Annotated in this window: 19 protein-coding genes and 3 pseudogenes; 9 read left to right on the forward strand and 13 right to left on the reverse strand. The window is 68.2% G+C overall.

Translation table 11 applies throughout. The features are described 5' to 3' along the window. Positions 1-6: 6 nt before the first annotated feature. Positions 7-141, forward strand: a complete 135-nt coding sequence (locus Mam01_RS17005) for a carbohydrate-binding protein (protein ID WP_275409024.1) — start codon at positions 7-9, stop codon at positions 139-141. Positions 142-205: 64 nt separating this feature from the next. Here Mam01_RS17005 and Mam01_RS17010 read toward each other — a convergent pair whose 3' ends face one another. Continuing rightward, positions 206-472: a hypothetical protein gene (locus tag Mam01_RS17010; RefSeq protein WP_204286299.1), complete on the reverse strand. Its 267-nt coding sequence runs from the start codon at positions 470-472 to the stop codon at positions 206-208. Between Mam01_RS17010 and Mam01_RS37665 the strand changes: the two are divergent. Next, positions 471-757: pseudogene (locus tag Mam01_RS37665) on the forward strand (transposase); the annotation flags it as partial. The gene Mam01_RS17010 and the pseudogene Mam01_RS37665 overlap by 2 nt on opposite strands. Further along, positions 740-1,057 carry an integrase core domain-containing protein gene (locus Mam01_RS37670; RefSeq protein WP_425563123.1) on the forward strand — a complete coding sequence of 106 codons (318 nt, stop codon included), beginning with the start codon at positions 740-742 and terminating at the stop codon, positions 1,055-1,057. The pseudogene Mam01_RS37665 and the gene Mam01_RS37670, both read left to right, overlap by 18 nt. A 764-nt stretch (positions 1,058-1,821) precedes the next feature. On the opposite strand, the gene Mam01_RS17020 is transcribed toward Mam01_RS37670, so the two are convergent. Genes Mam01_RS17020 through Mam01_RS17035 form a run of 4 tightly spaced genes read right to left on the reverse strand, consistent with a single transcriptional unit; the run spans position 1,822 to position 4,562 of the window. Continuing rightward, positions 1,822-2,562, reverse strand: coding sequence for an alpha/beta fold hydrolase (locus tag Mam01_RS17020; RefSeq protein ID WP_204286300.1), 741 nt, complete (start codon positions 2,560-2,562; stop codon positions 1,822-1,824). After that, positions 2,559-4,214 carry a ferritin-like domain-containing protein gene (locus tag Mam01_RS17025; RefSeq protein ID WP_204286301.1) on the reverse strand — a complete coding sequence of 552 codons (1,656 nt, stop codon included), beginning with the start codon at positions 4,212-4,214 and terminating at the stop codon, positions 2,559-2,561. The genes Mam01_RS17020 and Mam01_RS17025 overlap by 4 nt, the downstream gene beginning before the upstream one ends. Next, positions 4,198-4,428 carry a hypothetical protein gene (locus Mam01_RS17030; protein ID WP_204286302.1) on the reverse strand — a complete coding sequence of 77 codons (231 nt, stop codon included), beginning with the start codon at positions 4,426-4,428 and terminating at the stop codon, positions 4,198-4,200. The genes Mam01_RS17025 and Mam01_RS17030 overlap by 17 nt, the downstream gene beginning before the upstream one ends. Continuing rightward, on the reverse strand, positions 4,425-4,562 hold the full coding sequence (locus Mam01_RS17035; RefSeq protein WP_204286303.1) for a hypothetical protein: 138 nt from the start codon (positions 4,560-4,562) through the stop codon (positions 4,425-4,427). Before Mam01_RS17035 ends, Mam01_RS17030 begins: the two co-directional genes overlap by 4 nt. Before the next feature lie 147 nt (positions 4,563-4,709). Between Mam01_RS17035 and Mam01_RS37360 the strand changes: the two genes are divergently transcribed. From Mam01_RS37360 to Mam01_RS17045, 3 genes are all read left to right on the forward strand, one after another. Further along, positions 4,710-4,832, forward strand: a complete 123-nt coding sequence (locus Mam01_RS37360) for a hypothetical protein (protein WP_275409017.1) — start codon at positions 4,710-4,712, stop codon at positions 4,830-4,832. 134 nt (positions 4,833-4,966) lie between these two features. After that, entirely contained in the window at positions 4,967-6,088 is a 1,122-nt protein-coding gene (locus Mam01_RS17040) for a hypothetical protein (RefSeq protein ID WP_204286304.1), read from the forward strand. Positions 6,089-6,649: 561 nt separating this feature from the next. Continuing rightward, positions 6,650-10,267 (forward strand): RICIN domain-containing protein, encoded by a 3,618-nt coding sequence (locus tag Mam01_RS17045; protein ID WP_204286305.1) that lies wholly within the window; start codon positions 6,650-6,652, stop codon positions 10,265-10,267. A gap of 76 nt (positions 10,268-10,343) precedes the next feature. Here Mam01_RS17045 and Mam01_RS17050 read toward each other — a convergent pair. Next, positions 10,344-10,952 (reverse strand): annotated as a pseudogene (locus tag Mam01_RS17050) (sugar phosphate isomerase/epimerase family protein); the annotation flags it as partial. 103 nt (positions 10,953-11,055) lie between these two features. On the opposite strand from Mam01_RS17050, the pseudogene Mam01_RS37675 reads away from it, so the two are divergent. Further along, positions 11,056-11,169, forward strand: a pseudogene (locus Mam01_RS37675) (hypothetical protein); the annotation flags it as partial. A 233-nt stretch (positions 11,170-11,402) separates the two neighbouring features. On the opposite strand, the gene Mam01_RS17060 reads toward Mam01_RS37675, so the two are convergent. The 7 genes from Mam01_RS17060 to Mam01_RS17090 form a co-directional block, all read right to left on the reverse strand. After that, a complete protein-coding gene (locus Mam01_RS17060; RefSeq protein ID WP_204286306.1) occupies positions 11,403-12,008 on the reverse strand; it encodes a class I SAM-dependent methyltransferase in 606 nt (201 codons plus the stop codon). 31 nt (positions 12,009-12,039) lie between these two features. Then, the gene (locus Mam01_RS17065; protein ID WP_204286307.1) at positions 12,040-13,485 is read right to left on the reverse strand and encodes an MFS transporter; all 1,446 of its coding nucleotides are present in this window, start codon (positions 13,483-13,485) and stop codon (positions 12,040-12,042) included. Between the two features lie 71 nt (positions 13,486-13,556). Beyond that, on the reverse strand, positions 13,557-14,786 hold the full coding sequence (locus Mam01_RS17070) for a metallophosphoesterase family protein (RefSeq protein ID WP_204286308.1): 1,230 nt from the start codon (positions 14,784-14,786) through the stop codon (positions 13,557-13,559). A 23-nt stretch (positions 14,787-14,809) separates the two neighbouring features. Further along, positions 14,810-15,502 (reverse strand): hypothetical protein, encoded by a 693-nt coding sequence (locus Mam01_RS17075; RefSeq protein ID WP_204286309.1) that lies wholly within the window; start codon positions 15,500-15,502, stop codon positions 14,810-14,812. A gap of 250 nt (positions 15,503-15,752) precedes the next feature. After that, on the reverse strand, positions 15,753-16,157 hold the full coding sequence (locus tag Mam01_RS17080; RefSeq protein WP_204286310.1) for an arsenate reductase ArsC: 405 nt from the start codon (positions 16,155-16,157) through the stop codon (positions 15,753-15,755). Positions 16,158-16,201: 44 nt separating this feature from the next. Next, positions 16,202-17,233 (reverse strand): inorganic phosphate transporter, encoded by a 1,032-nt coding sequence (locus Mam01_RS17085; RefSeq protein ID WP_204286311.1) that lies wholly within the window; start codon positions 17,231-17,233, stop codon positions 16,202-16,204. A 248-nt stretch (positions 17,234-17,481) separates the two neighbouring features. Then, entirely contained in the window at positions 17,482-17,991 is a 510-nt protein-coding gene (locus tag Mam01_RS17090) for an NUDIX hydrolase (protein ID WP_204286312.1), read from the reverse strand. A gap of 538 nt (positions 17,992-18,529) precedes the next feature. Here Mam01_RS17090 and Mam01_RS17095 point away from each other — a divergent pair. Further along, positions 18,530-20,725, forward strand: coding sequence for a cellulase family glycosylhydrolase (locus tag Mam01_RS17095; protein ID WP_204286313.1), 2,196 nt, complete (start codon positions 18,530-18,532; stop codon positions 20,723-20,725). 82 nt (positions 20,726-20,807) lie between these two features. Next, on the forward strand, positions 20,808-22,910 hold the full coding sequence (locus Mam01_RS17100) for a cellulose binding domain-containing protein (protein ID WP_204286314.1): 2,103 nt from the start codon (positions 20,808-20,810) through the stop codon (positions 22,908-22,910). Positions 22,911-22,960: the final 50 nt, after the last annotated feature.

Genomic DNA, 22,960 nt, shown 5'->3' on the forward strand with positions numbered 1-22,960 from the left:
GTCCCGGTGACCGGGAACTGGGATACCTTCACGACCGTGTCCACCACGCTGAGCGGGTCGGCTTCCGGGCCGCTGTTCCTGGTCTTCACCGGGGGAGCGGGCTCCCTGTTCGACGTCGACACCATCACCATCACCAAGTAACCGAACCGGCGTGGTGCCCGTCCGAGGCATCGGACGGGCACCACCGGCCCACCGCCAGAGCGCGTCAGCGGAGGACGCCGCTGCAGGCGTTGAGAGCGGGCTGGCCGCCGAGGTGGGCGTACAGCACGTTGGCCCCCTTGGGGATGTCGCCGTCGCGGACGAGGTCGATCAGCCCGGCCATGGACCTGCCCTCGTGGACGGGGTCGAGGGTGAACGCCCTCCTGGCCGCCGGTAACGCGCCGTCAATAGGGCGGCGTGCGTGGGGCCGGTAACGCTCACTGAAGCGCTCGGGGTCTGATGGAGGCTCGATTCCCTGAGAGGATCGAGTCATGGCACGTCCGCCCGCCTACCCGGCAGAGCTTCGCGAGCGTGCGGTACGCATGGTCGCCGAGATCCGCCCGAACTACCCAACGGAGTGGGCCGCGATGAAGGCGGTCGCGGCGAAGCTGGGTATCGGCGCGGCTGAGACGGTGCGCACGTGGGTCCGCCGGTCCGAGATCGACGCAGGCCAGCGGCCGGGAACGACTACGGCAGAGGCGCCGAGGGAATTAAGCGGCTGCGGGCGGAGGTCGCTGAGCTGCGACGCGCCGATGAGATCTTGAAGGCGGCGTCCTTAGGCTCCTTCACCTTCACCGCCCACCTGATAGAGGTCGGCATCGACGCCTCCATCGGCACCGTGGGCGACGCCCTCGACAACGCGCTGATGGAATCGCAGATCGGCCTATACAAGGCCGAGCCAATCAAGCCACGTAAGCCCTCGAAAGGGCTATCCGACGTCGAGGTAGCCACCGCCGAATGGGTCGACTGGTTCAACCATCAGCGCCTGCACACCGCAATCGGGCATATCCCGCCGACCGAACACGAGACCAACGACTACGCTCAGCACCAGCCCCAACCGGCTGGAGTCAGCCCATAGAGCCTCCACCCAACCCGGAGCGCTTCAGAACACCGGCGGGGGCGCCCGGGAGAGCCGAGGGTGACGAGGCCTTTTGAGTGACTAACTGAGTGACCACGCACCCGGACGTGTGCGGATGGTGACGGACTAGCAGGGATTGTTTTCCCAGCTCAGGGTGGCTTTAGTGCTGCAAGGGTGGGCCAGTTGGGTTGCCTGGGGGTCAAGGGGTCGTGGGTTCAAATCCCGCCGTCCCGACACTGTTCTAGCAGGTCGGAGCCGTGATCACGACAAAGTGATCACGGCTTTTCCGTTTCTTGTGCTCGCGTAGTCGTGGTCCGTGGAAGGGACCTGGTCGTTCACCTGCGCCCGGCCAGAACCATGGCGAGAACGCGGCCACGAACCTGGCCACCCGCTCGCTGCCCGGCACGGGGAACTTCGACGATCCCCTGAGCCGTCGCCGTCGGAGGAGCTGACGACGTCGGCGGCGAAGAGCTTCTCCAGGGCGCGGGCGCGGCTCACGATCTGTCTGACATTGACCGGGGGTGAGCCGGAGGATCTCCGCGATCTGCGGGTAGAGGTAGTCGAAGGCCTCGCGCAGGACTTACGCGGCGCGCTCGGTGGGGTTGGGCCTTTCCATCACCAGCAGGACGGCCGGCTCCAGCGCTTCGCCGCGTTCCGCGCCGACGATGGGTCAAAGCTGGTGCCGACGGGTTCCGGCAGCCAGGGGCCGATGTAGGACTCGCGCCGCACGCGCGCCGACTGGGCCAGGTTGACGGCCAGCCGGGTCAGCCTCGCGCGTGGTCTGCGGCGTCGAGGATGGTCGCGGTCACGGCGTCGGGCCGGGAGGCCGCGAGCGCGTGGGAGGCGCCGGCGACTTCGCGGGTGCCGTGCGAGTCCACGCGCTCGGCCATGAAGCGCAGCGCGGCGGCAGGGATGTTGAGGTCCTTCTCACCGTGCACGAACCAAGACGGGATTGTGTGCCAAGGCGCCTGGTCGACGGAGAGGCCGTCAGACAGGGCCCGCTCGGTCACCGGCCGCTGGGTCGCCGCCATCAGCCCGGCCTCCTCGTCGTCGAGGTCGGCGCAGAACTGGTGGTGGAACTTGGCGGGATCGATGCGGAACTCGTTGCCGCCCGTGGCCACCGGGTACGGCAGCAGCGCCTGCCCGAGCGTGCTGCCCTCGAACTTGCTCGACAGCGACAGCGCGCTCTCGCCGGGCTCGGGAGAGAAGGCGGCGACGTAGACCAGGGCACGCACAGCCGGGTTGCCCGCCGCCGCCTGGCTGATCACCATGCCGCCGTAGGAGTGGCCGACCAGCACCACGGGAGCGCCGATGCCGGCGATCACGTCGCGCAGGTAGGCGGCGTCGCCCTCGACGCTGCGCAGCGGGTTGGCCACGGCGACCGCGGTGAGTTGGTTGCTGTGCAGACGCTGGATGACGCGGTTCCAGCTGGCCGACTCGGCGAAGGCGCCGTGGACGAGAAGGATGACGGGCTGCTTCACGGGATTGCCTTTCTGGTTGTTCATTCGTGGAAGCCGATCTCGCGGTGGGTGCCGTCGCACAGCGGTTTGTTGCCGGAGTGGCCGCAACGGCACAGCGTCATCCGGTTCCTGGTCTCCAGGGGCCGGCCGTCCGACCGGGTGACGGGTATGCCGCCGGTCACCCACAGCGCGCTGGCCAGGCCGTCCTCCTCCTCCAGCACCGAGATGGCGCGCGGGAGGTCGGCTTCGATCGTCTCTCCGCCGCGTTCGAGGGCGTAACTGTAGGAGCCGGAGGGGCAGTGATCGATGCGGCCCATGATGTCCGAGCGCACGTCGCTGTCGGCGGTGTCGTCGAGCATCTTGGCGATGGGCCTGGCGCGGCCGATGCAGAAGGCGGCGTGGATGCACAGCTCGCCCACCCGCCGCGCGGAGATGCCGACGCCGTCGTGCACGTGCTGCAACTCCCGGTAGGACCGCATCGGCGCGGCCTCGGTGCCGTCGAAGCCGATCACGGCGTGGGTGCCGTCGCAGAACGGCTTGGCGCGCGAATGGCCGCAGCGGCACAGCGCGTAGGTCTCTTCGGTCTCCAGCGGCTCGCCGGTCTTCCAGGTGAGCGCGTTCTTCTGCTCGGCGGAGACGATCTTCCGCTTGCGCCGCAGGGGGATGCGGCCGTACACGACATATGGCCCGTTGCGGAGCACGACGATCCGCCGGTGGTCGCCCGCGCTCCAGCGGCGCAGCTCGGGCGGGACGTACTCGAAGGTGGGGCTGCCCAGCCGCATCAGCTCCTGCGCCTGGGCCTTGAGTGCGTACATCTCCCCGGTAGCGACGGCGAGCATCCTCGGGCTGCCGTTGAAGGCGACCTCCAGCAGGTGCAGGATCGCGCAGTAGGTGTGGTTGAACTCCTCCTGCGCGGTGCGAGCCGCAGGGTTGGGTGTCGGGAGGAACACCCCGGTGAGATCCACCGAGAGCTTCTCGCCGGTGGGCCCGGACTCAGGGGTGTCCCCGCGACGGTAGCGGCGGCCGAGCTTCAGCTCCATGAAGCGGTAGTAGTGGGCGACCTCGTCCTGGTCGCCGTCCCAGACCTCGCTGCGGGCGGTGCCCTCCCCCTGCTCGACGATCTCCTCAAGCGCGCCCAGCGCGGAGGCGAGGTCGGTGACGGCGACCAGGCTGCCGCCGGTATGGCGGAAGTGGTCGCCGCTCACCTGCCGGGCCGGGTCGCCGGAGAAGACCTCCTTCTCGCCGAGCGTGTCGCACAAGTAGCGCAACCCCTGCTCAATCGCGGCGTAGAACTGCCCGATGGTCTCGTAGTTGTCGTCCTCCGGCGGGGCGCCGGGCGGTGCGGGCTGTTCCAGGCGCAGGAACATCTCCAGCGCTTCCGGGCCGAACGGCACCAGTGACAGCTCGAGGTCGCTGTGGGGCAGCTTGCGGGGGTGAGACGGCAGCATCTCGGGCGTGTCGAGCCGCGGGGCGCCGCCGACGGCGTTGAGCAGGTTCGCCGCCAGTGCCAGGTGCAGCATCTCCTCAACGAAGACGCTGCTCACCACCTCGACGGCCGCCGGGTTGCGCTCCGGGTCGAGGGAGTACAGCGCGGTCAGGTACGGCGGCAGCGTCGCGTGCTCCAGCTCGATCGCCCACTGCAGGTGCTCGCGGAGGCTGGCGAGCGTGTCGATCCGCGGCTCAGGCAACGTCGCCACCCGGCCGCGAGCCGTCCTCCAGCACCTCGACCGAGTCGCGCAGCACCCGCAGAGCGATCTTCTCGCGCTCGACGTCCGTCGGGTCGTACGGCCACTCGGTGACCGGCCGCCCCATCTCCTCCTCCGGGTGGCTGGCCTCGGCGGTGATCAGCTCCTCCTCGATCTCGACGTGGAGCTCGTACAGGAACTCGTTCTCCCCGTTCGGGGTACTCATGTCTCCTCCATGGGTTGTACGGCCGGCCTGCTGACCGCGTGGGTCAGACGGACGGCGATCTGGCCGGTGGCGAACAGGCGGGCGAAGGACTCCTGGCGGGCAGCGAGCGCGTAGGCGGGCTCAGCCCGCGACATCGTCGAACTCGGCGGCCATCGCCAACGCGGTCACAACAACTTCCCCCGTTCAGTGATGTGGCCTGATCGCCAGCTAAGACAAAACAGTCCCGGCACTTGTGACAAGATCCGCACTCGACGAGCTTTCCCACGGTCGAGATCTCGCGCATGAGCGCCGCCGGCGTTCTCGCCGCCGCCGACGTCTTCACCGTCGACAACGCCATGGCCATGGTCGAGTCGCTGCGCATCGACTTCGGCGAGCCCAGATCCCTGCGGTTTGACGTGATGTGACGAGCGTCATGTCACACGCGATATGCCCGTCTTGTCTTTATGGTCAGTTGCCTCCGCACCCAAGGGCGCGATGGAGGTCGATCCGGACGACGAATTCGGGAGAACAAATGGTCAACAGGAAGAGGTTATTCCGGATGGCGGCGGTGACGCTGACCGCTGCCACCACGGCTCTGAGTGGAATGACAGGACCGGCTTTGGCCGATGACCCCTCGACCGAAGTCATCAGCACCCCGGCCGAGGATGGTGGCGCTTCTACCAGTTCCTGGGGTTTTCCCGGCGAGGGAGCCGATTGGCAGCCGGTGACCTATGCCGGCGGGCGGATCACCAGCAGGTCCACTCCGGGGGAGGCGCGCGACAACCGCGGCAACATCCTTCACGCCTGGCGCGGTGCGGACAACGACTCCATCTGGATCTCGCTGAACAACGGGCCCGCGTACTCGCTGCCCAACGCGCAGACGTGGACGCCTCCGAGGGTGATCTGGACCGACGACGGGATCCGCGGAAACTTCCGGATCTTCCACACCGGTACCGAGGGCCACGTCTACCAGCACCGCATCCAGCTGAGCGCGAGCTACCAACTGCCCAGCACCTTGCCCGACTGGACCAGGATCCCCAACGACACGCGCACCACCAACACCGAGCCCGTGGCGGCTGCCGCGCTCCCCGACAACTCCTTCATGCTCGCCTGGAACAGCCAGTCCAACGACGACATCTGGACGATGTACTACAACGGCAAAACCGCGACCTACGGCGCTCCCAGCGTGGTTCCGGGCGCGCAGAGTAAGGACGCGCCGGGACTGGCCGCCCAGGTGGACACCGACAACAACGACCCTGCTCCCTGGAACCAGGTCGTTCTCGCCTTCACGGGTACCGACAACTATGTGTACATGTCGCGGCAGCGGTACGGGACCGGCAACTGGACGAATCCGTTCCGGGTTTATGCCACAGGCACCCCTGGCTACACGAGGAATGGCCCCTCCGTCGCGCTCTCCCGAAACGGTTACGGCGTCATCACCCTCACCGAGGACCGCGACAACACCATCGGCAGTTACATCATTTCGCGCGACGGGGGGTGGAGTGGATATTACGAAGAGAACAGCTTCGCACTCTCACCCGGCAGGACTCCGCTGGCCGTGATAGCCGGTACTGATCTCTACTACGTCATCAACGGTTCGGGCGGCGGCGAGAGTGGAGTGCTGTGGAAGAAGGTCTACGACTTCGCGGCAATGCCCACGCCGTCGCCCCCGCAGTGGTGAGCCGATAGACGCTTGGCCGGACGGCGTCGCCACGAGTCGCCGCCGTTCCTGCGAAGACCTCAAAGCGTGGCAGGTAGGAGTCTTGTTCGCGCCTGGCCGGCGCACCCCACCCCAGCCGCCCGGTCCTGACGCCGATGCCCGGCGTCGGCGTCAGACCGTCCTTCTCATTTGATGACGACGAACCTCGGTCGCCAGGCGCGCTCAACCACGCCGAGATCACGTCACGTTCCGCCGCGCCACACAACATGCGGTCGCGCTCCGACTGACTTTCACCCCATGTGCAGGGACGAAACAATGACTCGAAGAAGAGGTCGTGTGAGACCGGTTCGACCAGCGGCGGCCGTTGTGTCCGGCCTGCTGCTCTTACTACTGACGCCGGGGATCACCCCGGCAGCGTCGGCGTTCGCTCCTGCGGCGCCTGTGACCGCACCCGCCGCGGCGGAAGCCCCGCCGCCTGCCGGACCGGGGGCGCCCGGACCGGATCTGAGTTACGCCAACCGTGGGACCCCGCCTGCTGGTCTGCCGGACTGGTCGCGTGTGGGATACCGAGGTGGTCAGGAGTTGCCCACCAACTCGGACCTGACCAGTGCTGCCTCCTGCCTTATGTTTCCGGGCGAGCTCGCCTCCAAGTACGAGGTGATCGGGGACGACGGGATCGATGACACCGTCGGCCTGCAGAGGGCGATCGACGACATCAAGAGCGACTGCTCGCCGAACGCGAACTTCCACCGGCTCTCGCTCATCGAGTTGCCGTACGGGCGGATCGACATATCCAAGCAGATCTACGTCGACGCCAGTTACCTGGTCATCAAGGGCAAGGGCTCCGGCGAAGGCGGAACCCGCCTGGTGTTCCGGCCCGATCTCAGCACCCGTTACGACCAGACGATCAACGGCCGCTGGGATCAGGACAGCATGTCGGCCGGCACCGCCCCCGACATCGGCAACGGCGGCTGGATATGGCCCGGCCGTGGCATCTTCCGGGTCCAGACTCGGGAAATAGCGACCCGGTACAAGGACGACTGGGAGCATGCCTCGAGTCTCCCCATGCGCAAGGACCTCTTCGAAGGCAGCATCAACCAGCACTGGGCCTCCGGCTTCAAGCTCGCCGCCGCCACCGGCGATCCGGGCTTCTCGGCCCGAGAGGGCGGCAACGTCGTGCGGCTCGATGCCAAGGCCGACATGACCAAGTTCAGACTAGGCGGCTATACCTGGGTCGGCGCGGCCAACAGCAAGAAGTTCTACGCGCAGCAGGGCGTCACCGACCCGAGCATGATCGAAGCGCTCCACATGCGCCAGGAGATGTTCCGGATCACCCGTATCGATGCCACGGCCAGGACGATCACGCTGGACCGGCCGCTGGAGTGGGACCTGCCGGTCAACTCCGAATCGGACGGCTCCGAACCGCTGAACGGCAGCGGCACGCCGTACGCCAGCAAGGTCACCCCGCTGAAGGTGGTCGAAGGTGTCGGCTTCGAGAACTTCGCCTTCACCCAGGACATGAACGGCCTGCCGAAAATCGGCGGCGAAGAACATTACTCGCTGACGCCCGATCAGGCCAAGAACAACTACGGCAACCTGGCCCCCGAGTACGCGATGCACGGCATCGTCTTCAAATGGGCCGCCAACAGCTGGGCGCGCGGGCTGAAGGCCGAGATGACCGGGTCACACCCGATCGTCACCGAGGCGGCGCGCAACGTGCAGATAGAGCGCAACAGCTTCGACGGCGCCTGGAACAAGGGCAAGGGCGGCAACGGCTACCTGCGCGGCAGTCGCGTGTGGGACTCACTGTGGGCCTACAACATCAGCCGCAACCTGCGCCACTTCACCTTCCAGTGGTCCGCCAGCGGTAACGTCGCCTTCCGCAACGACCTCGACGCGGACCTGAACCTCCACGGCGGCTGGGAACATCACAACCTCTTCGAGCAGAACACGGTGACGGTTCCCTATGAGCACCGCTCGGCGAGCTGCACCGCCAACTGCGGCGGCGAGGGCGGCGAGATGGACGAGGGCACCTGGTATCCGATCTGGTGGGCGGCCGGCCCCAAGGCCGGCAAATGGGCCGGCTCCTCAGGTCCGCAGAACGTCTTCTACAACAACACCCTCATCAAGCAGGAGACCGAGGGCGGACCGTTCGTACGGTACGCGCCGTACGGCACGCGAACCGGTACCGCCTTCCAGTTCGGCTCCGGCAACACCGACCCGAGCCGGTTCCGGCCGCTGAGCCAGAACGGGCAGGCGATCGCGGACTGGACCGGACGGGAGAAACTGGACTACAGCGGGCAGGGAGTGGTGACCCTCGATGTCGGCAAACGGCACTCGCTGTTCCTGCGCGACACCGGCGGTGAGATCGACCCCCGCCAGAACCACAGCCGCAAGGTGATCACCTGGAACATGCAGGGCGCGGGCACCACCAACGACGCCGGCGAGTACGAATCCAAGTACGACGAGGGCGTGCTCGGCATGATGGAGAGATACCAGGCCGACATCATGCTCCTGCAGGAGGCCGGCTCTCCGCCTGGAGGCGAAACAGGCGACAGGTGGCTGGGGCAGGCCGGAGACATCCAGCAGACGGCCTATACCCGGGCGCTCGACTACGTGGGCAACCCCATACGCCCCCCGGTCCGGCAGTACCGCATCAGTGGAACCCGGAGCCGACCGGCGGCCTATCTGTACTGGCTGAACACGGACACATCCCCCAACGGGGTCAACCGCGTCAACCTGGCCATAGCAACCGCCAGCCAGGTCGCCCCGGAGGATGTGTACGTCGTCCCGGGGTTCGTCGACGGGAACGGAATCGCCACGAGCCGGCCCGCGCTCGGTGTCCGCGTCGACGGCGTCGTCTACTTCACGGTGCACGGGTGGTCGGGGAGCGGCAACGACGATCCCCAGCTACTGCGTAACATCCGGGCCCGGATGGCCACCGCAGGCCCGAACAACACGCCGCTGCCCTGGGTGGCGCTCGGCGACTACAACCGCCTCCCCTATCCGGGCGCACAGAATTCCCTGTACGACCGGCTCGCCCGGGACGAACCCGGGCAGTGGCAGGTGATGGCCTCGTCCGTGGGGCAGCCGACCCATCCGACTCGGCCGGACCCTGAGCCATATGTCCCGGACCCCCTGGATCCCGAGCCCGAGCAGCCGCAGGCCATCACGCCGAGAATCCTCGACTACGCGGTCGCCCCGACCGGCGACAACGCACCCCGCGCCACGGGAATAGCCCGGGCTGACGAGGAAGTAAGGTCGGACCACTATCCTGTCCTGTTCGAGTTCGGCAACCTGCCGGAACCCCCGAGGGAGAGGTCGCGGCCGGTGAAGCGGCTTCCGGCGCGGGCTGTGCTCCGCAACGCCAGGACCACCAATGTGGCCACCTACGGCGGTTACACCTCCCAGGTCACCGACGAGCCGCTCAACCGGGCCGCTGTGCCGATGCAGACGTTCAGCCTGGACGTCGTGCCCGAGTTCCCCGGCTACTACCGCCTGATCGCCGTCGACGGCAACAGTTATCTGGGTCAGCGAGACGGCGCCCGCGACGCGCGGACAGTGCTGAGCCCGAACGAGGAGACCAACCAGCTCTGGCTCCCCGTCGATCAGGGCGACGGAACGTGGACCCTGGAGAACATGGTCAGCCACCAGATGCTCACGTCTCTCGGCAGCGGTGAGGCGCTGGCGGCTCGCGACTTCGACAACTCGGCCGCCCAGCGCTGGTTCCTCCAAGACCCCGTCACCGAGGCGCCGAGAGTGGACGAGATCCTGCTCAAGGAGTCCAACCCGCCTTTGATGGTCACCGTCGCGGACGGCCGCACTGAGGAGGGCACCTCGGTGGACGTGCGTTACGACACGGAAGCGGGCAACGAAGGGTTCACCACGATCTACGCGGACAAATCCGGCGATGACTACTGCTACTACCTGGCCTACGGCGGGAAGTACGTCAACGCGACGGCGACTCAGGCACTGCCGCAGGACGGCAACAAGGTCACGCTGAACACCTTCCGCCCCAACGACGACGGCTACGAGTGGTGTGCGACGTTCAACGGGACGGGGATGTTCCTGAGCAACCACACGGCCTCCGGCGAGAGCGTGTACCTGGCCGGTCACGGCGAGAACCAGCCGTTGACGCTCAGCGCACGCGCACCCGGCCTCCCGGTGGACCTGTGGGCCTTCGACCCGGTCACTCAGTGACAGACACGGCAGGGCCGATCCGACGCCTGACCGCCCACCAGCAACCGGCAACCGGCAACCGAGTACTGTCTCGGCCTCACCAGACCGCCGCGGCGAAACGGCGCTTCATCGTGGCGAGCACCTCGTCGGGGTCGGCGGCCCAGATGTCGGCGTTGAAGATCTCGACCTCGATGTCGCCGCGGTAGCCGGTGGCGTCCACCGCGCTGGTGAGCGGCCCGAAGTCGATGACGCCGTCGCCCATCATGCCGCGGCCGAGCAGCGTGTCGGCGGGCAGCGGCACCAGGAAGTCGCTCACCTGGTAACTCGCGATCCGGCCGGCGGCCCGGGCGATCTGCGTCGGCACCTCGGGGTCCCACCAGACGTGGAAGGAGTCGACCACCACGCCCACCTGCTCGGCCGGGTACCGCTCGGCAAGGTCGAGCGCCTGGCCGAGGGTGGACAGCACGGCGCGGTCGGCGCAGTACATGGGGTGCAGCGGCTCCAGCGCGAGCCGCACACCACGATCGGCCGCGTACGGCGCCAGCAGGGCGAGCGCCTCGGCGACCCGGATCCGCGCCTCGGCCAGGTCGGGGCTGAAGCCCGGACGCGGAGAGCCGCCGGGGGAGACCCCGGGAAGCGCGCCCACGACCAGCGCCAGGCAGGCGGCGTCCAGGGCGGCGGCCTCGTCGATCGCCGCACGGTTGTCGGCCACCCGCAGGCCGTACGGATCAGGCACAGCAACTACGTGCGGTTCGTACTTCTTCTACCACAATGGCGCATTGCCAGGCGGCGGCGGATTCACCCGTTCGGTGGCAGCGGAGAAGTTCGCGTACAACGCCGACGGCACCATCCCGACGATCAACATGACCACCGCCGGAGCGCCGCAGGTGGGCACGTGCGATGTCCCCGGCACCGATGGCTGGCAGAACTGGACGACGGTCTCCTGTACGGTCACGGGTGCGACGGGAACCCATCAAGTACACCGGCGGGAGCGGCTACCTGTTCAACGTGAACTGGTGGCAGTTCCAGCGCGCTTAGCCGGCAGGCGACACGCCCTCCGTGCAGTCCTGCGGGTGCACCGGCCCATGAGGCGTGTGACGCCGCCAAACGAGATGCGGCAGACCCTCGCCGAAGCCGCGGTGACGGTTCGCGCCTGTCAGGCTGGGCGGAGGAGCGCGACCAGGAAGCTCGAGTCCTTCCTGAACGGACGCAGGTCCCAGGTGGACAGCAGCAGGTCGGGCTCGAGCGCGCCGGCCGCCGCGTCCGCGAAGAACTCGTCGAACTCGTAACCGCGGCCGGCGCCGAAGCCGATCACGGCCCGGCCGTCCGGCGCGAGGTGCGTACGGAAGTGCCGCAGCACGTCACGACGGGTGGTCGGCGCGAGGAACGTCATCACGTTCCCCGCGCAGACGACGGCGTCGAACGGCGTGGTGACGCCCTGCGCGGGAAGGTCGAGTTCGGCCAGGTCGCCGACCAGCCATCGCGGGCCGGGGTGGTCCTGCTCGGCGGCCTCGATCAGAGCCGGGTCGACGTCGACCCCGACAACGTCGTGCCCGGCCTCGGCCAACGCGCCGCCGACCCGGCCGGATCCGCAGCCGGCGTCGAGGATGCGGGCGTGGCGCGGCAGCATGGCGTCCACGAGGCGGGCTTCTCCGGCGAGGTCGTCACCGGCGCGAGCCATGGAGCGGAAGCGCTCGATGAACCAGGTGGAGTGATCGGGGTCGGCGGCGACCTTCCGCATCCAGATGCTCTGTTCAGCCATACCTGCATTCTCCCGGACGCCTGGAGCCCGCCTACTTCGTGAGGGGGCCGGCGGACGGGCTCAGGCCGGCCGGGCCGCGGGCCCCGGCGCTCAGCGCGGAGAGAGGCTGCCGCGCTCCGTCGACGCCGCCGGAAACGGACCAGACGATCATGGCGATGGCCCCGACGCTCCAGAAGGCCGCGATGAGGACGTAACTCGCCGTGGCGCCGATCTGGACTGCCAGGGTCGGCAGGTAGAGAGCCCCGTAGGCGGCGCCGATCCGTCCGACGGCGACGCTGGTGCCGATGCCGGCGGCTCGCAGGTGCGTGGGGAACAGTTCGGTGAAGGTCGGATAGGCGGCGGTCCAGGCTCCCGTGGCGACGGCGTTCGCCAGCATGGTGGCGGCGAGGACCAGGCCCTTGTCGCCGGTGGACGTCGCCGCCGCGAGCACGCCGATGCCCGTCGCGGCGAGCGCGTAGAAGGTGCCGACCGACCATCGTCGCCCGAGGCGATCGAACGCGAGGGTCATGCCGATGCCCCCGATCAGGGCGCCCACGTTTCCCAGGATGAAGAAGAAGGGAATCTCCGCGTCCGTGTAGTGCACCTGCTTGAGGACGACGATGGACAGAAGCGCGGAGAGCCCGTAGTACCCGAAAGCCTCGGAGAGGTCCAGCACGCAGCCGAGCAGCAGGCGCCCAGGATAGCGGCGGACCAGTTCGGCGAGGGCCGACCGATGCGTCGTCGCGGGGGCTTCGGGCGCGTCCCCGGGGACGGACGCGTCGGGGTCGACGCCCGCCCTCCGCTCCATCCTCCGCAGGATCGCCTCGGCCTCCTCCACCCGTCCTTGCGCGGCCAGCCACCGCGGAGACTCGGGAAGGCGGCGCCGGAAAAACAACACGAGCAGCGCCAGGATCCCGCCGAGCGCGAAGCCGTATCTCCACGAGACGGCCGAGGCGAGGGCGAAGGTGTTGAGAAGCAGGAAGGCGATGAAACCGCTCGCGATGGCGCCTATGGACCAGAAGTTCATCACCGCGGCCGCGCTCCTACCTCGGACGCGGGCCGGCATGAACTCCATGATGGCGGCGTTGATGATCCCGTACTCCGCTCCGACGCCGAGCGCCGTCAGGAAGCGGAGGACGTAGAGCACCTCCAGGTTGGGGCTGGCGGCGGTCAGTACGGTGAATCCGCTGTACCACAGGAGAGTCACCAGGAAGAGCCGGCGCCTCCCGAACCGGTCCGCGAGCACCCCTCCGGCGAGCGCTCCGAACAGCACGCCGAGCAACCACACCCAGAAGATCCGGGACGACTGCTCGACCGTCGCCTGGAAATGCTCGCTGAGTGGATTGATGACACTGCCGACGAGGTTGACTTCCAAGGAGTCGAAGAGCCATCCCGCGCCGAGCGCCATCAGGATGGACAGATGGGTGCCGCTCCAGCGGAGCCGATCCAGTCGTGTGCCGATCGACTCCGCGCTGAGGGCGTCCGGTGAGGTGGTCATGCTCTCCCTTTGGAACCGGTACGTGGGCGTACGGCTACGTCGCCGGACGATGGCCGGCCGGCGGCACTCAGTCAGCCGGCGCAGTAGTTGGGTGGCAGCAGCAGGTTCTGCGCCTGCAGTTCCTCGAGGAGAACCTCCACCGCTCCGCTTCGGGCGGCGTCGACGAAAGCGGCGAGCGGCGGTATCTCGGCCGGATGGGCGAGGAACGGCGGTTCGGAGGTGAGCCGCGGGTGCCATGACCAGCCCTGATCCGTGAGGGTCAGCTCCGGGAGCGGCCGGCGTGCCTCGCCGATATAGCGCATGACGGGGGAGTGCCCGTCGGAAGGCCGCACGTGTGAGATCGCACAGCCGGCCGCGGCCTCGGTCAGGTCGTCGACCCCTATCGGTGGGCGGGTGTACCAGATGTGATCCGGCAGGAGTGGGGAGCCCCACAGGGATCGGACGGGAATCGAGGGATCGGGGTCCGGCCAGGCGTCCTCGCCCAGGCCGAGAGGTTCCAGCAGCCGGGGGACGCTGGAGTCGTACAGGTGGAAACGTCCTTTGGCTCTTTCGCGGGTCGGCAGCACCTCGAGGCAGGTCGTCCACCAGCCCGTGGTCACGGTGCGGGCGAACGCCTCGGGGAACTTCGCCCGGCGCAACGCCTCGGCGTGTGACCGCCAGTCGTAGTGCAGGCGGATGATCCGCGCTCGCGCGACTCCGTCATCGATGTCGACCAGGGCGTAGCGGACACGCCGGTCACCGTCGTTGGCGGGCCGCCCGATGACCCCGACGTTCACCACGAGACAGTCTCCGATGCGCTTGATCCAGGGCAGTCCCGAATGCGTGCACATGATGACGTCGGCGCCGCTCGCCTCCACTCGGCGGCGATGCTCCGCCTCGGGCAGCGATTCCCACCAGAAATCGTTGAGGCCCGTGGTCGAGCCGTGCACGAAATGCACGTCGCAGCCATCCAGCTTCTCCCGCCGCTCCGTGCGAAGCGTCCCCATCCACGCCGCGAAGCGGCGGTTGGTGGTGCGGAGGGTGAAGTCGTACATCATCTCGGCGTATTCCTGGTCACGGGGGTCTCGATATCCGCAGCCGCAGTCCTCCGCACCCGACGCGATGGCCACGTCGTAGTTGCCGGCCACACAGATGACATCGTTGCCGGTCAGCAGCGGCCATACGGCGTCCGGCTCCGCGCCGTACCCGCCGAGATCTCCGAGGCAGTACAGGCGATCGGCGTGGTTCCGGCGGGCGTCGTCGATGAACGCACGAAGAGCCCAGGGATTGGAATAGACACCACCGCAGACGGCGATCCTCATTCGCCCGGCCTCGTCTTTCCCCCTTACTCGGCTGACGCGTCGGCGGTCTCGGCGGCGGGCGCGCCGCAGCACGGAGCACTCTGCTGCGCCAGAGGGTGACCGGGGTCAAGCGGGCGGAGGTCGCATCCCATCTTCTTGTCGAAGATCACGAGCGTGCCGAAGGCGAACTCGATCGGCCGCCGCCAGCCCCGCCACGTCTCCGGGGGGTAGACCCAGTGCTTCGACTTCACCTGCGTGTGGCAGCAGTGGACAGGGGTCGAGCCTCCCTGCGGGACCTCGCGCCACCCGAGTTCCGCCGCCCGCGCCGGCACCTCCTCGAACGCCTCGAACGTCTGCGCGGCCTCGTCCCGCATGTCGATGCCGACATGGTCCATGAACGGCTTCGACAGCGTGACGGCCCCGGGGATGTTGTCGTCCTGCGAGATGGGGATCGAGGAGAAGATGAGATTGATCGCCGCGTCCGTGGAGTACTTGATGTATCCCGGCTCGGCGTTCTCGGGGCGATAGCCGAGTTCTTTGAGCTTGCCGTGCGGCAGCGCGTCGACGTCGTCGACCTTGACGTGGGCGTGCACCGAATCGGTGTACCGCAGCATGGTCGCGTAGGGGAACTCCGGTGTGAGCACGGACAGGATCTCGCCTCGCTCCACTTCGCTGACGAGACCGAGCTCTTCGACATTGGCCAGAACCTGCTCAACCGCAGAGTGATCGAACTGCATGAGGATCTCCCGAGTCGTAGGACAGGTAAGCGAGACAGGACGTCGTCGCCTCGCGGGGTGACCTGGTTCTCCCGTCGGTGCGGGCCGGTCTCGTCGCCCAAAAGAGACCGGCCGTATGTCATCACTCTCGTTCTTGTGCAGGTCATCGGTGAAGCGCCGGTTGCGGGCAACAAGTTGCCAGGCAACTTGTTGCCGGAACCGATCCTCCGGGCAGGGTGCGCCGACGAGGCGTGCCCGGGCGCCGGGCGCGTCAGGGCTTCAGCAGTTCGGCCAGGAGAACCTTCACCCGGTCGTGGATCTCGTCCCTGATCACGCGCACGGCGTCGATGCCCTGCCCGGCGGGGTCGTCGAGTTTCCAGTCCTCGTACCGCCTGCCGGGGAAGACCGGGCAGGCGTCACCGCAGCCCATGGTGATGATCACGTCGGCCGCCTGGACGGCCTCGGCGGTGAGGAGCTTCGGCGTCGCGGCGCCGATGTCGATGCCGACCTCGCGCATGGCGTCGACGGCGGCGGGGTTGACCCGCTCCGCGGGCGCCGACCCGGCTGAACGGACCTGGACGCGGTCGCCGGCCAGATGAGCGAGCCAACCGGCCGCCATCTGGGAACGACCGGCGTTGTGCACGCACACGAACAGGACGCTGGGCATCGGGGGCATGGCTGGTCCCTTCGATCGCTCGGGGAGCGGGCAGATCTGCCGCGTCACGAGAGAAGTAGATACGCCCCGGCGGCCACGGCGGCGGCGACGGGCGGTGTGCACAACCATGCGATCAGGAGGTCACGGACCGTCTTCTTGTTGAGCCTGGAAAGATCGTTGGCCGCGATGCCGGAGATGGCTCCCGCCGACACCTGCGTGGTCGACATGGGCAGGCCCAGTACGGCACCAAGTCCGACGAGGCTCGCGGTCGTGAGGTTGGCGGTGAAACCTTCGACGTGCGGAATCTTAATGACGGAGTACGCGAGCCGGTTGGCGATGCGGGAGCCCGCCACGACACCTCCGACGGCCATGGCCGCGGTGACGGCGAACAGCAGGCCGGTCGGGGTCATCCCGCCCACCAGCGCGAAGGAGCCGATGGCAACGATCTTGGGGGCGTCGTTGAGGCCCCGGGCGAAGCTCGCCAGGCCGCTTGTCGCCCAGTGGGCGATCCCGATGGCCTGCTGTGCCCTGGTCGGCTCGGCCTGTTCCGTCACGGTCGCGACCGGCGCCGCGTCACCGTCCGGGACCGGAGCCAGGGCCCTTTCCCTTCTCGCGGTACGGATCGTCACGACCTTCCGGGTGATGATTCCCAGCACGGCCGAGATGGCGTACGCGACCAGGATGCTCAGCAGCAGCGGCTGCACGACCTTCCCGAGCAGTCCGCTCCACTCGACCGAGGAGCCGGCGAACAGGCTCCCGGCGCCGAGAAGCGAGCCCACCAGGGCATGGGTGGTGGAGACGGGCAACTTCAGGACCGTGGCCAGGACGACCCAGAAGATGGTTCCGATCAGCACCGCGACCGTGAAAGCCGGGGTTGGCGTGGCGGAGACGATGCCCTTGGAGAAGAGCTGGGTCATCTTCGACGCCAGTGTCAGCGAGACGAGGCAGCCGAGGGCGGTGGCCACCGTGCCCCATGCGATGGCCGTGCGGATTTTCGTCACACCCGCGCCGGCGAGCGTGGCGACGCCCTTCGGCACGTCGTTCGCTCCGTTGGCGGCGGCGAGTAGGAGTACGAGCAAGAGTACGAGCACTTCCATGCGTCTGCCTCCGGGGGGTAGTGGTGCTCGTGAGGGAAAGCGCGCGCGGCAAGAGGTACGGCTGGGCCGGACCACACGTCAGCAGGACTACACGTCGGAAGGAAAAGCGATTCTCGAAGCCGGCGCATCGGGCGCCGCCGCCTGTTCGGCGTTCACCGTTTCGTCACTCCGAGTTCATGATCGCTGTTCGTCTGTCCGACGGCAATAGCGCCGGGACGCCTTCGCGTGCTCCGAGGCTCTCGGGGACCTCAGCGGGTGACGGACGGCCGCCAGGGCAGCTGCACCGGCTCGGCGGGGAGGTCGCCGGCGAGCAGCCGGGGCAGAAGCGCGCCGATGCCGACGGGGAAGACGAGGTCGGAGGTGGTCTGAAGTTCGTGGACGGTCCACCAGCGGTGCCCGGCGATCGCCTCGAGTTCGTGGGCCTCCAGGTCCAGGGGGGCCAGGGTCAGGCTGTCGAGGCGGGTGAAGAAGAACGAGTCGACGGCCTGCAGGGTGAACTCGCCGAACCGGGCAGGCCCGGAGGAGACGGCCACCACCGGGCCCAGTCGCTGCGGAGCGAGGGTGTGACCGGTCTCCTCGAACAGTTCGCGCGCCGCCGCCTGGGCAAGGGTCTCCCCGTCTTCGACACCGCCGCCGGGCGTGGCCCAGAAGTGGGAGGCGGGCAGATCGTCGGTGGCCCGGAAACGGAAGAGCAGGAGCCGATCGTCGCGGTCGACCAGCAGAACGCGCGCGCTGGCTCGCGTGGCGGGGACGGTCACCCTGCCGATCTTAGGGGGAGGCGGCGGTGCGAGGCAGGGAAGGAATCCGTCACCGGAGCGTTCCCGAGGGCGCACAAGCGGCGTACAGGGGGAGCGGTTGAGTGATCGCCGCGGCGGTCACCTGCAACTGAAACTTTCAGCTTCCGGTTCGCGAAAGTTTCTGGCGTTCTGTCCCTCGTGGCTCGTGAACAGATGGCGGGGGAGCGGTGATCACGCCGCTGACGTGGAGCGGGAAAGGAGCGCGACCCTCTCCACCAGGATCGCCCTGGTTGGGCTACCCATGTGCCGACTCGGTGGCGATGAGGCAGGGGACGACTCCCGCAAATCGCGATGCTATGTTTCGCGCCATATCAACTTGTTGTTGCGTAGCTGAGATCGACCTACTTTCGCGTCTCAACGTACCCGAACCGGTTCGACGGTAGTGACACCCATGTTCCGACGTTCATCGGCACGTCCTGATGCGGCTGCCGAGAGCGATCCCACGCAGCCTGCCGTCCGCCACGACAAGACCTGTGAGAGAAGACAAAGGAGGCCACTCTTGAATCTGCGGCTCTTACACAGAGCGCGGCTGTGGGTGGGCATGGTCGCCGGCGCCCTGGCCGTACTGCTGCCGGCGGGGGTGATGACGGCCGTCAACGCCCAGGCGGCCGCGGGCTGCCGCGTGGCGTACGCGGTCACCTCTCAGTGGCCGGGCGGTTTCACCGCCGACGTGGGCGTCACCAACCTCGGTGACCCGATCAACGGATGGAAGCTCACCTGGACGTTCCCCTCCGGGCAGCAGGTCACCCAGCCGTGGAACACCACGATCACCTCGTCGGGCGCGCAGGTCACCGCTGTCAACGTGAGCTGGAACGCGGCCATCGCGACCAACGCGACGGTCTCCTTCGGCTTCAACGGGTCGTGGTCGGGCGCCAACACCGCGCCGACCGCCTTCGCGCTCAACGGCGTCACGTGCACCGGGAACGTCGGCTCGCCGTCGCCGAGCCCCTCGCCGTCGCCGAGCCCCTCGCCGTCGGCCAGCCCGTCGCGTTCCCCCAGCCCGTCGCCGTCCGCGAGCCCGTCGCGGTCCCCCTCGCCTTCGCCTTCGCCTTCGGCGTCGCCCAGCCCGTCGCCGTCTCCCTCGCCCTCGGCGTCCCCGCAGCCGGGCGACGCGATGGCCAGGGTGGCCGCCATGCAGCCCGGCTGGAACCTGGGCAACACCTTCGACGCGATCCCCGACGAGACGTCGTGGGGCAACCCGCCGACGACCCAGGCCATGCTGCACTACGTGCGGTCCCAGGGATACAACAGCATCCGGATCCCGATCACCTGGAGCAACCACCACGGTGCGGCGCCGGACTACACCCTCGACGCGGCCTGGCTGAGCCGCGTCCGCCAGGTGGTCGACTGGTCGCTCGCCGAGGGCTTCTACGTGATGATCAACCTGCATCACGACTCCTGGCAGTGGATCAACGGGTACCCCGGCGACCGTACGACCGTGATGAACCGGTACAACGCGCTGTGGCGGCAGCTCGCCGGCACGTTCCGTGACTACTCGCAGAAGCTGGTGTTCGAGAGCATCAACGAGCCGCAGTTCACCGGAACCTCGGGAGACAGCGAGAGCGACCAGGTGCTGAACGAGCTCAACACCGCGTTCGTCCGCCTGGTGCGCGCGTCCGGCGGCGGCAACGCCACCCGGCTGCTCGTGCTGCCCACCCTCTACACCAGCTCCGAGCAGGCCCGGCTGGACGCGTTGACGGGCACCTTCAACCAGCTGCGCGACCCCAACCTCGCCGCGACGGTGCACTTCTACGGGTGGTGGCCGTTCAGCGCCAACATCGCCGGCGGCACCCGCTACGACAGCAACGTCGAGAGCGACCTGGTCGGCGGTTTCGACCGGGTGTACAACACGTTCGTGTCCCGCGGGATCCCCGTGATCATCGGAGAGTGGGCGCTACTCGCCTACGACTACACCCGGCCCGGCATCATCGAACGCGGCGAGTTCCTGAAGTACATCGAGGCCGTCGGCTACAACGCCCGCATCCGCAAGCTCACCACCATGCTCTGGGACGCGGGCTCGTTCCTGGAGCGCAACGCGCTGCGATGGCGTGACCAGGGCATCTACGAGATGATGAAGGCCAGCTGGACCGTGCGATCCGGCACGGCCTCCTCCGACCAGGTGTATCTCCCGCGCAGCGGCACGATCACCGCCAGGTCGCTCACGCTCAACCTCAACGGCACCTCGTTCCAGGGCCTGCGGCAGGGCAGCACCAACCTCGTGAACGGCACGGACTACACCGTGTCCGGCACCACGCTGACCCTCACCGCGGCCGCCCTCACCCGGCTGGCCGGCAACCGGGCCTACGGCGTGAACGCCACCATCGAGGCCCGCTTCTCCCAGGGCGCGCCCTGGCAGATCAGCATCATCACCTCCGACCCGCCGACCCAGGCCGCCGCCACCGGCACGACGTCCTCGTTCTCCATCCCCACCCAGTTCCGCGGTGACCAGCTCGCCACGATGGAGGCCAAGTACGCCGACGGCAGCCCCGCCGGACCGGCCAACTGGACCTCGTACAAGGAGTTCTGGGCGAGCTTCCAGCCCGACTACACCGCGAACACCATCATCCTGAAACCCGAGTTCTTCGCCGAGGTCAACGACGGCCGCGTCACCCTCACCTTCCACTTCTGGAGTGGAACGAAGATCACCTACTACATCACCAAGTCGGGCACCACGGTGACCGGAAGCACCACCTGACCAACACACCGAACGGGGGTCGCGGCCACATCGGCCGCGGCCCCCGTCTCCGGCGCGGGCGAACTCCAGAAAGCGAGAACCAGTGGACCTGTCGTTTCTCCGCGGTCGCGGCCGGCGGCGCCGGCTCGCCATGGGCGCGGCCGTGGCACTCGCCGGTGCCGTCCTCGCCAGCCCGGGCACCGTGGCCCAGGCGGCGACCCCGGCCGTCGAGGTCACCGTCAACGCCCGTGAGGGCCTCGGCACCGTGCCCGGCACCGCGTACGGCCTCAACCAGGCGGTGTGGGACGGAAACATGAACACCCCGGCGTCGGTGGACCTTCTCGGCAAGGCCGGCGTGCGGATGATGCGGTATCCCGGCGGCTCGTACGGAGACGGCTTCCACTGGAAGACCAGCACCGTCTCCGGCGGCGGCTACGTCGCGCCGGGGACGGACTTCGACTCGTTCATGGGCACGGTCAAGGCCATCGACGCGCAGGCGATCCTCATAGCGAACTACGGCTCCGGCACGGCCCAGGAGGCCGCCGACTGGGTGAAGTACGCCAACATCACCAAGGGGTACGGCGTCAAGTACTGGGAGATCGGCAACGAGATCTTCGGCAACGGTCACTACGGAGCCGACTGGGAGCTCGACTACCACGAGAGCAAGACGCCGGCCACGTACGCGAACAACGTGGTGGAGTACGCCCGGGCGATGAAGGCGGTCGATCCCACCATCAAGATCGGGGCCGTGGTCACCGATCCGGGCAACTGGCCCGACGGCGTCGTGGGGGACGGGGACACCGCGGCCTGGAACCAGACGGTGCTGTCGATCGCGGGGCCGTACATCGACTTCGTGATCATGCACTACTACCCGAACCACACCACCGCCGCGGACGTCCTCCAGCAGGTGCGGCTGCTTCCCGGTGAGCTGGAGCAGGTACGGCGGCAGATCGACCAGTACGCCGGCCGGAACGGCCCCAACATCGGCATCGCGCTGACCGAGACCTCGTCCAACTACCAGTCGGACACCCAGGTCGGCGGCCTGTTCACCGCGGACGTCTACTTCGCCGCGCTGGAGAACGGCGTCTTCACCGTGGACTACTGGGACACCCGCAACGGCATGGGCGACGTCACCACCGCGCCCGACGGGACGACGTCGTACGGCGACGGAGGCCTGCTGTCGAGCGGCAACTGCAACAGTGACAACGTCTGCGAACCACCGCTGAACACGCCGTTCGCGCCCTACTACGCGCTGCAGATGCTCAGCAGGGTGGCGCTGCCCGGCGACACGCTGGTCAAGGCCGCCTCCGACAACCGGCTCGTCACCGTGCACGCGGCCCGGAACACCGACGGCGGCCTCAGCGTCGAACTGGTCAACCAGGACCCCGGCAACGCCTACACCGTCCACCTCGGCTACGACGGCTGGACCCCGAGCGATGCCACGCCGACCGTCCACACCCTCGGCTCCGGCTACACCGCGATCGCCACGTCCAAGCAGGGCACCGCGAGCACGCAGGTCATCCCGCCGTACTCGATCGTGACGCTCAAGCTCACGCCGTCGGCCACCAACCCGGTCAGCACCACGCTGACCGCGCCCGGCAGCCCGGTGGCGAGCGACGTCACCGCCGGCACCGCGACCATCTCCTGGCGGCCGTCCACCGGCGGCGCCGTCACCCGCTATGCCGTCTACCAGCAGTTCGGCACCAACAGCGTGCTGCTCGGCGAGTCGACCTCGACCTCGTTCACCGCGCGGAACCTGGTCCCCGGCACCTCCTACACGCTGAACGTGCTCGCCGTCGACCAGAAGGGCCATCTCTCGATGCCCTCGACGCCGGTCACCTTCGTCACGGGAACGCCGCGCGACAGCACCTGCGCCGTCACCTACACCCTCGCGACGGGCTGGGGCAGCGGTTTCGTGGCGAACATCAGCGTCACCAACACCGGTCCCACCCCCATCACGGGGTGGACGCTGGCGTTCAGTTTCCCCGCCACGACCGAATCGGTCTCCGACAGCACCTGGAACGGCACCTTCTCGACGAACGGCAGCCACGTGGTCGTCACCCCGGCCGGCTCGAACACCTACCTCGCTCCGAACGCCGGCAACACCGTCAGCCTCGGGTTCGTCGGCAACCAGACCGGCGCCAACCCGCCGCCCGCCTCCTTCACCCTGAACGGCACCGTCTGCACCACGACCTACTCGTACTGACCCGCCCGCGGTGCGGGCCGTCCGGCCCGCACCGCCCGGTCGTACGAGCA

It is taken from the genome of Microbispora amethystogenes (genome assembly GCF_016863015.1).
GTDB lineage: Bacteria > Actinomycetota > Actinomycetes > Streptosporangiales > Streptosporangiaceae > Microbispora > Microbispora amethystogenes.

Excerpts from the sequence above, each read along its gene's own strand:
- Mam01_RS17075 (WP_204286309.1), bottom strand. The coding sequence starts at position 15,502 with ATGCAGTTCGATCACTCTGCGGTTGAGCAGGTTCTGGCCAATGTCGAA.
- Mam01_RS17080 (WP_204286310.1), bottom strand. The coding sequence starts at position 16,157 with ATGCCCCCGATGCCCAGCGTCCTGTTCGTGTGCGTGCACAACGCCGGT.
- Mam01_RS17035 (WP_204286303.1), bottom strand. The coding sequence starts at position 4,562 with ATGTCGCGGGCTGAGCCCGCCTACGCGCTCGCTGCCCGCCAGGAGTCC.
- Mam01_RS17020 (WP_204286300.1), bottom strand. The coding sequence starts at position 2,562 with ATGAACAACCAGAAAGGCAATCCCGTGAAGCAGCCCGTCATCCTTCTC.
- Mam01_RS37360 (WP_275409017.1), top strand. The coding sequence starts at position 4,710 with ATGAGCGCCGCCGGCGTTCTCGCCGCCGCCGACGTCTTCACCGTCGAC.
- Mam01_RS17060 (WP_204286306.1), bottom strand. The coding sequence starts at position 12,008 with ATGGCTGAACAGAGCATCTGGATGCGGAAGGTCGCCGCCGACCCCGAT.
- Mam01_RS17065 (WP_204286307.1), bottom strand. The coding sequence starts at position 13,485 with ATGACCACCTCACCGGACGCCCTCAGCGCGGAGTCGATCGGCACACGA.
- Mam01_RS17010 (WP_204286299.1), bottom strand. The coding sequence starts at position 472 with ATGACTCGATCCTCTCAGGGAATCGAGCCTCCATCAGACCCCGAGCGC.
- Mam01_RS17070 (WP_204286308.1), bottom strand. The coding sequence starts at position 14,786 with ATGAGGATCGCCGTCTGCGGTGGTGTCTATTCCAATCCCTGGGCTCTT.
- Mam01_RS17040 (WP_204286304.1), top strand. The coding sequence starts at position 4,967 with ATGGCGGCGGTGACGCTGACCGCTGCCACCACGGCTCTGAGTGGAATG.
- Mam01_RS17085 (WP_204286311.1), bottom strand. The coding sequence starts at position 17,233 with ATGGAAGTGCTCGTACTCTTGCTCGTACTCCTACTCGCCGCCGCCAAC.
- Mam01_RS17030 (WP_204286302.1), bottom strand. The coding sequence starts at position 4,428 with ATGAGTACCCCGAACGGGGAGAACGAGTTCCTGTACGAGCTCCACGTC.